General features: G+C 34.2%; 12 protein-coding genes. 9 read left to right on the top strand and 3 right to left on the bottom strand.

Features of this window, described 5'->3' with window-relative positions:
- Positions 1-31: 31 nt before the first annotated feature.
- Entirely contained in the window at positions 32-1024 is a 993-nt protein-coding gene (locus AC1RPR_RS00185; protein WP_481760873.1) for a LacI family DNA-binding transcriptional regulator, read from the bottom strand.
- A 126-nt stretch (positions 1025-1150) separates the two neighbouring features.
- Between AC1RPR_RS00185 and AC1RPR_RS00180 the strand changes: the two genes are divergently transcribed.
- The 8 genes from AC1RPR_RS00180 to AC1RPR_RS00145 all read left to right on the top strand — a co-directional run bounded on the left by AC1RPR_RS00180 (position 1151) and on the right by AC1RPR_RS00145 (position 9667).
- Positions 1151-2317, top strand: coding sequence for a galactokinase (locus AC1RPR_RS00180; RefSeq protein ID WP_481760872.1), 1167 nt, complete (start codon positions 1151-1153; stop codon positions 2315-2317).
- Positions 2318-2341: 24 nt separating this feature from the next.
- Positions 2342-3826 carry a UDP-glucose--hexose-1-phosphate uridylyltransferase gene (gene galT, locus AC1RPR_RS00175; protein WP_481760871.1) on the top strand — a complete coding sequence of 495 codons (1485 nt, stop codon included), beginning with the start codon at positions 2342-2344 and terminating at the stop codon, positions 3824-3826.
- A 189-nt stretch (positions 3827-4015) separates the two neighbouring features.
- Positions 4016-4165, top strand: coding sequence for a hypothetical protein (locus tag AC1RPR_RS00170; protein ID WP_481760870.1), 150 nt, complete (start codon positions 4016-4018; stop codon positions 4163-4165).
- 36 nt (positions 4166-4201) lie between these two features.
- Entirely contained in the window at positions 4202-5497 is a 1296-nt protein-coding gene (locus tag AC1RPR_RS00165; protein WP_481760869.1) for a helix-turn-helix domain-containing protein, read from the top strand.
- Between the two features lie 257 nt (positions 5498-5754).
- A complete protein-coding gene (locus AC1RPR_RS00160) occupies positions 5755-6633 on the top strand; it encodes an RluA family pseudouridine synthase (protein ID WP_481762396.1) in 879 nt (292 codons plus the stop codon).
- Positions 6634-6757: 124 nt separating this feature from the next.
- Positions 6758-8023, top strand: a complete 1266-nt coding sequence (locus AC1RPR_RS00155) for a UDP-N-acetylglucosamine 1-carboxyvinyltransferase (protein WP_481760867.1) — start codon at positions 6758-6760, stop codon at positions 8021-8023.
- An 8-nt stretch (positions 8024-8031) separates the two neighbouring features.
- The gene (gene rho, locus AC1RPR_RS00150) at positions 8032-9297 is read left to right on the top strand and encodes a transcription termination factor Rho (protein ID WP_409021602.1); all 1266 of its coding nucleotides are present in this window, start codon (positions 8032-8034) and stop codon (positions 9295-9297) included.
- Between the two features lie 106 nt (positions 9298-9403).
- Entirely contained in the window at positions 9404-9667 is a 264-nt protein-coding gene (locus AC1RPR_RS00145; RefSeq protein WP_409021601.1) for a type B 50S ribosomal protein L31, read from the top strand.
- Positions 9668-9752: 85 nt separating this feature from the next.
- Here the strand turns inward: AC1RPR_RS00145 and AC1RPR_RS00140 are convergent, their stop codons facing one another.
- A complete protein-coding gene (locus tag AC1RPR_RS00140; protein ID WP_481760866.1) occupies positions 9753-10988 on the bottom strand; it encodes a multidrug efflux MFS transporter in 1236 nt (411 codons plus the stop codon).
- 107 nt (positions 10989-11095) lie between these two features.
- Between AC1RPR_RS00140 and AC1RPR_RS00135 the strand changes: the two genes are divergently transcribed.
- Positions 11096-11806, top strand: coding sequence for a class A sortase (locus tag AC1RPR_RS00135; RefSeq protein WP_481760865.1), 711 nt, complete (start codon positions 11096-11098; stop codon positions 11804-11806).
- 40 nt (positions 11807-11846) lie between these two features.
- Here AC1RPR_RS00135 and AC1RPR_RS00130 read toward each other — a convergent pair whose 3' ends face one another.
- Positions 11847-12311: a low molecular weight protein-tyrosine-phosphatase gene (locus AC1RPR_RS00130; protein ID WP_481760864.1), complete on the bottom strand. Its 465-nt coding sequence runs from the start codon at positions 12309-12311 to the stop codon at positions 11847-11849.
- Positions 12312-12493 lie beyond the last annotated feature (182 nt).

Genomic DNA, 12493 nt, shown 5'->3' with positions numbered 1-12493 from the left:
GTTCAGATTAATTTCTGAATACCAGTTGTTTTTATTTGGAACTATTCCTAAGTGTTAAGGTTGTTCCAATGGTAATAATCTGAGGGATAATTTCAGTCATCGACATTTGATTGACTAATAGTTCTGCAGCAGATTGACCCATTTTTTCTGTATAAACTTTAACTGAACTAAGCGTTGGGAAAGTATATTCAGCAATAGATGTGTCATTAAAACTAATTAAACTGATTTGTTCAGGCACTTTAATTGATATTTCATTTAATGCACGTAATGCACCGACAGCCATTGCGTCATTTGCAATAAACAACGCTTCTGGTAAATTATCTGATTGATCATTTAATAATTTCAAGGTTAATTGATAACCTGATTCTGGCGTGAAATCGCCTGTATAAACCCATTCGGGATGGTAGTTGCTAGTACGTTCTAAGTGATTTTTAAAGTGAGTGAAGCGGGAATCTGGGCCTAAATTGACATCATCAAATGTACTTTCTTGTCCTGCAATCATGCCAATTTTAGTTAAATTTTGTTTTTTAAAATGGTCAATAACGGTTGTAACTGGCGTTTTGAAATCAGTCATGACGCAACTAATACCAAAATTTAGTGTGTTCATATCAACAAAAACTAAATTAGAATTTAGTTCTTTAAATCCGGCTATTTGTGCTGCACTGTATTTACCGATAACAATAGCACCAAGAGTATCAGTCAAGGCGCTAAATTGATCATTTTGGAAAAAACGTGTAATTTCATAACCGAGTTCAATTAATTTACGTTCGATACCAATTCGAATTGAAAGGTAATACAGGTCATCTAATTCTTCTTTTTCTGTATACCATTCGATAATAGCAATCTTACCTTGAGGTGTACTGGATTTCTTTTTATTTTTTGAATAATTTAAACTTTCAGCTGCTTCAAAGATTCGTTTACGTGTATCGTCGCCAACGGATAATGTTTGATCGTAATTTAACACGCGAGAAACAGTTGCATTAGAAACTTTTGCCAACTGTGCAATGTCTTTAAGTGTTGCCATGACTACCTCCTGATTGATTGGTTATGTGTATCAGTTTACCATAATAAAAAGAATGTCGTAAAAAGATTGTAATTTTAGTAAATATTTAGTAAAATGAAAGCGGTTAATAAATTGGAGGAAAATATAATGAAAATTAATGAATTAAAGAGCGAATTTAAAGATGTTTACGGTGTGGACGCAAATGCAAGTTACTTCTCACCAGGTCGTATCAACTTAATTGGGGAACATACTGATTACAATGGTGGACATGTTTTCCCAACAGCAATTACATTAGGCACATATGCAGTTGCAACAAAACGTGATGATACAACAATTAATATCATGTCAAATAACTTTAAAGATAATGGCGTTGTCTCATTTGATTTAAGTGATTTATCATATCAAAAAGAACATAACTGGGCTAATTATCCAAAAGGGATGATTGTTTACTTGAAAGAGCAAGGTTATGTTATTGATAAAGGATTAGATATTTTACTTGAAGGTAACATTCCAAATGGTGCTGGTTTATCATCATCTGCATCAATTGAATTATTGATGGGTGTTATTTTAGAAGATCAATTTAATTTAGACATTGATCGTGTTGATCTTGTTAAAACAGGTGTCATGGTAGAAAATAAATTTATCGGTGTTAATTCAGGAATTATGGATCAATTTGCAGTCGGTATGAGTAAAGCAAATCATGCTATCTTACTGGATACAAATACACTAGATTACGATTTAGTACCAATTGATTTAAAAGACAACGTTATTATTATTATGAATACAAATAAACGTCGCGAATTAGCAGATTCTAAATATAATGAACGACGTAGTGAATGTGAAGCAGCATTAGCATTATTACAAGAGAAAAATGATATTAAATCATTAGGTGATTTGGACAATGCTAGCTTTGATTTACAAACATACTTAATCCAAAAAGAAAACCTTCTAAAACGTGCGCGTCATGCAGTTTCAGAAAACCAACGGACGATTATGGCTCAAGAAGCTTTGAAAAATGAAGATTTAGTACGTTTTGGTAAATTAGTTAACGCTTCACATGTTTCATTACAATTTGATTATGAAGTAACGGGTATTGAACTTGATACACTTGTTGAAACAGCATGGGAACAACCAGGAGTACTAGGTGCTCGAATGACTGGTGCTGGTTTTGGTGGTTGTGCAATTGCCATTGTTGCTAAAGACAAAGTTGACGCATTTGAAAGTGAAGTGGGTCGTATCTACGAAGAAAAAATCGGTTATGCACCAAGTTTCTATTTAGCAGAAATTGCTGATGGCGCTAAAAAATTAGATTAAGCATAAAGAGATAGAGGGAAAAACATGGATTCTAAACAATTAATTTCAAAATTCGTCGATAAAGTTATTCAGTTTGATCCAACGACTTATTCGACAGATGATAAAATTTATTTAGTAAACGTCGTTTTAGATTTGGTTGGTGAATCAGAGATAGAAGTAACTGAACCAGTTTCTGACACAATAATTGCTGTTAAAGACGAGCTACTTAATTTAGCAATCAAAAACGAGAAAATCAGTGCTCTAATCGCGGAGCAAGATATTCTTGGTGCTAAATTAATGGATCTGGTCACACCAATTCCAAGTCACGTGAATAAACATTTCTGGGATTTATACGCAAAAGACCCAGAGAAAGCTTTGGCTTATTTTTATGAATTAAGTCAGGCTAACGATTACATCAAAGTTGCGGCTATTGCGAAAAACATTGCTTATCAGGTACCAACAAATTATGGTGATTTAGAAATCACCATTAATTTATCTAAACCTGAAAAAGATCCAAAGCAAATTGCTTTAGCTAAAACAATGAAACAAACGGGTTATCCTAAATGCCAATTATGTATGGAAAATGAAGGCTATGCTGGAAGACTAGATTTCCCAGCTCGTCGCAATCATCGGATTGTACGATTTGATTTGGGGGATGCAACATGGGGCTTTCAATATTCGCCTTATGCTTACTTCAATGAACATTCAATTTTCTTAGATGAAAAGCATGAACCTATGGTAATTAACAAAACGACATTTTCAGATTTACTTCAAATTGTTAAAAAATTCCCGGGCTATTTTGCGGGAAGTAATGCAGATTTACCAATTGTAGGTGGCTCAATTTTAACGCATGAACACTATCAAGGTGGACGTCATGATTTTCCAATGGCAAAGGCAGAAATGAGTCAAACAATGCAATTTGCAGGATTTGATGACATTCAAGCAGGTATTGTGAACTGGCCAATGTCAGTCATTCGTTTAAATGGTGAAAATCCAGAACGATTAGCTGATTTAGCAGCAAAAATTTTAACGTCTTGGCAAGAATATAGTGATGCCGATGCACAAATTTTGGCAAAAGATGCTGACGGTACGCCACATCATACTGTGACGCCAATTTCTCGAATGCGTGACGGTCGTTATGAATTGGATTTAGTCTTGCGAGATAATCAAACATCTGATGAATTTCCAGATGGTATTTATCATCCACATGCTGATGTTCAACATATTAAAAAAGAAAACATTGGCTTGATTGAAGTTATGGGATTAGCTATTTTACCACCTCGTTTGAAAACTGAAATAACAGAGGTTGAGAAGTATCTAACAGATCAACCAAATGTCATGGCGGCTTATCATAAAACTTGGGCTGATGAAATTAAGCGTGATAATTCGATGATTTCTAAAGAGACGGTTAGTGAGCTCGTACAAAACGAAGTTGGAAAAGTCTTTATGCGTGTTCTTGAAGATGCTGGGGTTTATAAACAAGATGACCACGGCCAACAAGCATTCGTTAAGTTTATTAAACAAGTTTAAACGTAAAAAGATTAACTTATTTAAGTTAATCTTTTTTATTTAGAAATCAAATAGAAACTAACTGGTTAACGATAATTGTTAAGATAGTGTTAGAAAATTCTCTTTTTAATGTTTTGTGTTAAAATAAAATATATAATATTCTTACTAAAGTTGACATGCTGGTAATTATGAGAATTCTCGGAGGAATAAATGTACAAAAAAGATATTCTGGATCGACCAGAGTTTTTAATATGTGAAATTATTGAATTGCTATCATTAAATGAACATGGGTTATCAAGAAAAGTAATCTGTAATCGATTAAATGTTTCAAATACAGCTTTGCGAGTTGCACTAGAGTAATTGGATGGCGAATTCAATTCAGGTGATGAACCCTATATGATCATAAAAAAGAATAACATTCAATTTATAGGTAAAGGCAAAATTAATTTTTACGAAACGGTTTATCGGTATGTGAAAGAGTCTATTAATTACCAAATTTTAATGGCATTCTATTATGATGAAAATAGCAGTATTGAAAATTTGAGTCTTAGTTTAAATGTTAGTGAATCATCTATCTTCAGAAGAATTAAGCAACTTAATAATTTGTTGTCTGAATTTCAGATTAAAATTGCACATGGTGAGGTAGTTGGTTCTGAATTACAAATTAGATTTTTTTACTATTCACTATTTCTAGCGACAGATTTTAACTATAATGATACGATAGAAGCGGGCGTCATTCTTGAATACATTAAAGTATTTGAAACATATTTTAACTTCAATGTGAATGATAGTAATTTAATGAGGACTAGAATTTGGATGAAGGTCAGTGTTCATCGAATGATGCGAAAAGATCGTGATAATTGGGTGATTTCTGATGATTTAGCAGATATGATTGCAAATAATTCACTATTTAACCAAGTTGAAGAAAAGATGCAAGATATTTATATTAAGTTCTCAAATAAAATTGATGTTCATTTTGAGAGCGCCCTACTTTACGCTTGGACAACTGCTTTTGTTTCAGTTCCTTCAAGTGCTTACTTGTCCCGCGATTTTATTGCAATTAATCACACAAATAACACCAAACTTCAACAAGCTGTTAAATATTTGGAACAAGGATTTGAATCTAAATTAGATGTTAAAATTATCGGTGAAAATGTTAGTAAATCATTGTACCCAATTTGTACTGAAGCATTTTGTTTTCATGGAACGATGGATGCCGTGGGAACTTACATGATGAATAGTTATCGAAAAAAATATTCAAATCATTCAGTTCGACGTCATGTTGAGATTGCCATGGATGAATTAATCGACAGTCCATTATTAGCTAAAAAATGGTCTGATTTCTATAAGCGATACAGGCAGCCATTTATTAATAAAATGGTCGAAATTTTTAGCGCTAGATTGTTAGAAAAAGAAACCATGTTAACAGTTGGGGTTGATTTAAATGCAAACGAGCGAATTAAAGAATTATTTGTCAGAAATATGAGTCAAGATTTAAATATTAATTTACGCGTTAATGTCAGTATTTATGATTCTAGTCAACGATATGATATGGTGGTTACTAATTTCATGAATAAAAATTATAAAAACAATGCATTTGATAAGTATATTATCACTGCATTAGGACTTGATAATGATATGCCAGAGATGGGGAAACGACTGTTAAACGTGAATAGAAAACACTATCAGTAAAAATGTTTCTAGTTTTTTTTTTGATAGTACAACCCATGAATCATTCGGTATACTCTATATTATAGAGAACTAACAAGAGATATTCGTGGGGGATTTCTTTTGAAGCATTAAACAGTATCGAATTGGGCAAACATTTATTTATTACAAAATAAAAAAAGACGATTATAATTTAACGATTATAATCGCCTTTTTTTATAGGCTACCAAGTGTGATAAGATAGAGAATAAACGTTATGACGAGAAATGAAGGATAATGACATGCAATTTACGCTAACAAACAATGGTGAAGGCACAATTAGTTTAAAAAAATTTTTAATTGAGGTTGGCGTTAGTAAACGATTAATCGCCAGAATTAAACAAGGCGAGGGACAAGTTCGAGTTAACAAAAAGAATGAATATTGGGATTATCAACTGATTGATGGTGATGAAGTTATTTTGACGTTGCCAGAAGAACCAGATAACGATGCCATACATGCAAGTGATGAACCATTAAATATCGTCTTTGAAGATGAAAACTGGTTAGTAGTCGATAAGCCAGCTGGTATGGTAACCGTGCCAGGCCCATCTAATGAAGATACAACATTGGTTAACCGTGTTAAAGGCCATTTGATTGCAACTCATTCAAGTAGTTTCGTGCCACATGTTATTACGCGTTTAGACCGTTTTACAAGTGGACTTGTTTTATTAGCTAAGCATGGATTTGCACATAGTTTGATTGCTGCTCAATTAAGTAATGGTCAGTTAGAAAAATCATACTTAGCAATTGTTGCAGGTGACGTTAAAAGTGATCAAGGAGATATTAAAGAACCAATTGGTAAAAAGGAAGGCGAAATTCGTCGTTCTGTTATGGCTGAAGGAAAAGCCTCAGAAACAACTTATAAAGTTGTAACGAGATTTCCAGACTACACATTAGTTGATGTGAAGTTAGTTACGGGCCGAACACATCAAATTCGTGTACATTTTGATTTTATTCATCATGCTTTGGTTGGGGATGCGTTATATGATGGCCCGATGGACAAAGGTATTGATAGACAGGCATTACATGCTGCTAAATTAAGCTTTGAAGATCCATTTACGGGTAAAAAATTAGCTTTTGAATCAGAACTCCCAGCTGATATGGCTCAATTATTAAAATAGTATCAGGCAAGATTGTATATTTGGATAAAGTGGCGAATATCTATTGTATTTCGTGAACTTTTTCTTTATTATTAATATAGTTATAATCAATTTGTGAAAGCACTTTTAAGTGAGGAAATAATAAATGAAAAAGATGATTATTAGAGGCGGTAAAAAACTGTCTGGCGAAGTAATAATCGGTGGTGCTAAGAATAGTACTGTTGCATTGATTCCTGCAGCTATTCTTGCGGATACACCTGTGCATTTTGACAGTGTCCCCGATATTTTAGATGTACATAATTTAATGAAAATTTTAGATCAAATGAATGTTAAGTCTGAATTTAACGCTGGTAACTTAATGGTAGATCCTACGATGATTAAGGATGAACCTTTACCTGGTGGTGCCATTAAAAGTTTAAGAGCTTCTTATTACTTTATGGGTGCCTTATTAGGTCGGTTCGGTCGTGCAGTTGTTGGATTTCCTGGTGGTGATAATATTGGACCACGTCCGATTGATCAACACATCAAGGGATTTAAAGCTCTTGGCGCTGAAGTTATCGAAGAAGAAGACGCAGTGATTATTACGAGTGGCCCTGAAGGATTAAAGGGAGCCCGTATTTTTATGGACCTTGTTTCAGTGGGTGCAACAATTAACATTTTATTGGCTGCTGTCCGTGCAAAAGGAACCACAATCATTGAAAATGCTGCAAAAGAACCTGAAACCATTGATATTGCAACATTCTTGAATAATATGGGTGCTCATATTCGTGGTGCGGGGACTGGTGAAATCAGAATTCAAGGTGTTGATAGCTTAAAAGCTGTTAATACGCATACGATTATTCCAGATCGTATTGAAGCTGGTACTTATATCTCACTTGCTGCTGCAATGGGTGAGGGCGTTTTAATTAAGAATGTTATTACTGAACATTTAGATTCATTTTTAGCTAAACTTAGTGAAATGGGCGTTACTTTCCAAGTGAATGAAGATAGTATTTTTGTTCCTGGTGGCGATAAAATTATCCCAATTGAAGTGACAACTTCACCATATCCTGGGTTTGCAACTGACTTGCAACAACCAATTACTGCCGTTATGCTCAAGGCTACAGGTGAGAGTCGTATTATTGATACACTTTATCCTGAACGGATTAAGCACATTCCAGAAATGCAACGAATGGGTGTTAAGATTGAATCAAAAGATGGCATTATTCGAATCAATCAATCAACTGAATTAACAGGCCAAACTGTTTATGCAGATGAAATTCGTGCAGGTGCTGCATTACTTGAAGTTGCTTTAATGACTAATGGTACGACTGTCATTGAGAAAGCCGATAATATTTTACGTGGTTATGATTGCGTTGTACAAAAAATGACAAATTTATCTGCTGATGTAGAAATTATTGATGAAGATTAGGTGATTAAATGAGCGACTTCTTAACGATGGGTGAATTAAAAGACAAGACGCTTAAAGAAATTTATGGCTATGCCCAAGAATATAAAATACAATATTATAGCCAAATGAATAAAAAAGAATTGTCTTTGGCAATTCTAAGGGCTCAAGCAAAACAACAAGGATTCATTTTGATGGAAGGTGTCTTAGACATTGTTCCCAATCAGGATGGATTCGGTTTTTTGCGTCCAATTAACTACGGCCCATCACAAGAGGACATTTATATTTCTGCCTCACAAATTAAGCGATTTAATTTAAGAAATGGGGATTTAGTCGGAGGTAAAGCACGACCACCAAAGCCTAATGAACGTTATTATGGGTTAATGCACGTTGATACAGTTAATGGTAAAAATCCAGAAGAAGCAAAGGAACGTCCACATTTTCCTGCACTGACGCCCTTATATCCTAATCGACAATTAACTTTAGAAACAACTAGTCAAAATCTTTCAACGAGATTAACTGATTTATTTGCTCCTATTGGATTTGGTCAACGTGGTTTAATCGTGGCACCACCTAAAGCTGGGAAAACAACTTTACTTAAAGAGATTGCTCAAGGAATCGCAGAAAATCATCCCGATGTAAAATTAATCGTACTATTAATTGATGAACGACCTGAAGAAGTGACTGATTTAGAACGATCAATTAAAGGTGATGTTGTATCGTCAACATTCGATCAACAACCAGAGAACCATGCGCGTGTTTCTGAACTTGTTTTAGAACGTGCAATGCGATTAGTTGAAGATAAGCAAGATGTTGTTATTTTAATGGATTCAGTTACTCGCTTGGCTAGAGCGTATAATTTAACGATTCCGCCAAGCGGACGGACGTTATCAGGTGGGATTGATCCAGCAGCATTTTATCGACCTAAAAAATTCTTTGGTGCTGCACGTAATATTGAAGAAGGTGGAAGCCTGACAATATTAGGAACTGCTTTGGTTGATACGGGTAGCCGAATGGATGATGTGATTTATGAAGAGTTCAAAGGAACCGGTAATATGGAATTACAACTCTCAAGAGAGCTTGCTGAACGCCGTATCTTCCCTGCTGTCGATTTAAAAAAATCAAGTACACGTAAAGAAGAATTATTATTATCTAAGCAAACAATTGAAGAACTATGGCAGATTCGAAAGATGATGACAGGCGATTCACTAGGTGCTACGGAACGTGTTATCCAAAAAATGAAGAAAACAAAAAATAATGCTGAATTTTTAAAAGAGTTAACAAAAACAAGTAAATAAAATTTAATTGTAAAACGAGTTAATTCGTGATAAGATTGTGCATGTTGTAATATAAAGAATAACTCTAATTCAGCAGATGGATTAGGGCAAAGGAGAATACTTACTTATGAAAAAAGAAATCCATCCAGATTACCATGAAGTTGTATTTATGGATACTACTTCAGGTTACAAATTTATCTCAGGTTCAACAAAACATTCAGAAGAAACAATTGAAATGGAAGATGGCAAATCATACCCATTGATTCGTGTCGAAATTTCATCGGATTCACATCCATTCTATACTGGACGTCAAAAATTCACTCAAGCCGATGGCCGTGTGGATCGTTTCAACAAGAAATATGGTCTTACAGACGCAAACGCTGCAAAATAAGAACTATTTCGAAAAGGAAGAAGCCAATAAGCTTCTTCCTTTTTTTATACAAAAAAATAGTAACGTTCAACTAGATTGAACGTTACTATTCAGCTTTTCGTGAATACATCCCTTTTGTGACGTAGAGAACCCAGATGAGATTAATACCAACTAAAATAGCGGTAGAAATAAAGACACCTTTGTAATCGAATACGCCAGAAACGGTAGAGCCAATCATAGGACCAACGACTGATCCCATGGCTTGGAATGATTGATTGTAACTGAACACTCGACCTGTGAATTCTGCCGGTGTATTTTTTGTTAGAATTGTTTGAACTGCAGGTAACATTGCGGCATCCGTAATCCCAATTAAGAAACGTAAGCCGCCAAGTTGCCAAACATTAGTCACTAATGCCATTGGAATAAAAATGAAAATTGCGACAGTAAGTGCAATTTTTAAAATACGTTCTGTTCCAATTTTATCGCCTAGTACTCCTAAGCGAGGCGCAGCAATTAGCGTTGCTATTCCTGGAATAGAAGCCACACACCCACTGATAAAGGTAACATTTCCAACGTTATGTAAGAGTTCTCGAACGTATAAGCTTAGAATAGGACTAATGGAATAATTTGATGCTTGAATGATTAAGGTAGTGACAAACATCCCGATAATTAATTTAGGATGATGTAATTTCTTGAAGATTTCTTTTGACGTTTGCATTTCACCTTTTTCAACAGGCGTAAAATGTTCATGTACAAAGAAATAACTAAGTAAGAAAACAATTAGCAAAATCGCAGCAGTAATGAAGAAGGTAATACGATAGCCGAAGACCCCAGCTATTGCGCCACCGATTAGTGGTCCAAATAAAGTACCAGTAACACTACCGGTAACTAAAATACCGAGTGCTTTACCACTTTGCCGCTTGGGTGTCTCTGTTGCAATCAGTGCCTGTGAGTTACTAATATAACCAGAAAAGACACCTTGTAATAAACGTAACGCAATTAATTGGTAAACGTTACTGACAAGCCCCATCAGGCCTAAAACAATGGCCATTCCGAATGAAGCTCTTAAAATCATTAATTTACGACCTTTTCGATCAGCTAAACGACCCCATAGTGGGGAAACAATGGCGGTAATTAAAAATGTAGATGAATAGGTAATGCCGCTATAAAAATTTAATTCGGTTTTGGTGAAGTCACCTAACGTATCAATATAAAGTGACATAAATGGCATAATTAAACTAAATGCCACGCCAGCCATGAACGTACCAAACCATAAAACAAATAAATTTTGTTCCCAAGGTTGTCTAGAACGAAAAAATGTTGATTTTAGTGAAGTCAACAAATTAAACAGTCCCCCTAAAGATATTTTTTGATAATTATAATCATAACACTAAACAAGGATAAAAGTTATATGGTAAAATAGTTGTTAAGCGAAAGTGGGGGTTATTAATGGAAAAAAATAAAGCAGCTAAAAAAAGTCGTTGGAAAAAATGGCTAACAACTATATTATTAATACTATTGTTATTGGTGGGGCTTTCGCTAGTATTCAATGAACAAATTAAAAACTTTATTGTTGGACTAACAGACCCAACCATTAATTCAGAATTAGTCGATAAAAATAAAAATAAAAAAGCATCCTTTGATTTTAGTGAAGTTAAGAGTTTGAATACGGCAGATGTCGTGAAAGCAAAAGCAAATGAAAAAAATTTGGTTTTACTTGGAGAAATTAGTATTCCGGATGTCTCAATGAACTTGCCGATTGCTAAAGGCGTTAGCACTGATACCTTGGCACTTGCTGCTGGAACTTTAAAGGAAAACCAAAAAATGGGCGAGGGTAATTATGCACTTGCTGGACATCATATGATTCGAAAGGATTTATTGTTTAGTCCATTAGTTAGCATGAAAATTGGCCAAAAAATCTATTTAACAGATGCTAAAAAGATTTATGAGTATGAAACATCTAAAATGAAATATATCAAAGCAACAGACGTTCAAGTTATTGATGATGTACCCGGAGAAAAATTAGTCACATTAATTACTTGTGATGATACGGGTGCCGGACGTTTGATGGTCCAAGGTGAGTATGTTAAAGATTGGACATACAATGCTGCACCAAAAACAGTTCAAAAGTATTTTAAAATGATTCATAATAATAAATAATAAAAATGACCACAAATTTTAAAATTTGTGGTCATTTTTATTATTTAATTTGTGCTTTAATATAATCAATCCAGTAAGGCATTCCAAGACTAATTAAGTTATAAGTTTCGTCAAAGTCACCAGTAATCCATGGATCAGGAACAGATTCTTTTTCTTTACCGGGAACAATTGAAAGGAAGTTAACGATTTTTTCTTTTTTAGATGCAGGTGCAGCTTTTTCAAGACGCTCAACATTGATATCATCCATTGCAATAATTAAATCACTATTAATGAAATCTAAGTAACTAACCGGACGTGAGATTAAGCCATCTGTTGGAATCTGATGTTCAACAAGTTTAGTAATAGTCCCTTCATGGGCGCCATTTCCTTCTTGTGAAGAACTTGTGCCAGCAGAATCAACAGTTACTTGGTCAGAAAGGTTTAACTTAGCTAAATCGTCTCGTAACATTGCTTCAGCCATTGGTGATCGGCAAATATTTCCCATACATACAAATAATACATTCATGTTAATAATCCCCTTTACAAATTTCTTAATAATGCTATTATGCCATAATAATCACATTATTAAAACTAGTTAGATAAATTGGTGTAACCGTTAGCTTAATTGCTTTCTAAAAGGGTCTAACTTTGGTATGATAATTAAGAATAGAAACTAAAATAAGACACTTTATATTTAAAGAGGAGACT

The sequence above is a fragment of the Dellaglioa sp. CoH-57-MRSF-22 genome (assembly GCF_056781895.1).
The sequence above is the reverse complement of the archived record's forward strand: the minus strand, read 5'-3'. Positions and strand labels throughout refer to the sequence as shown.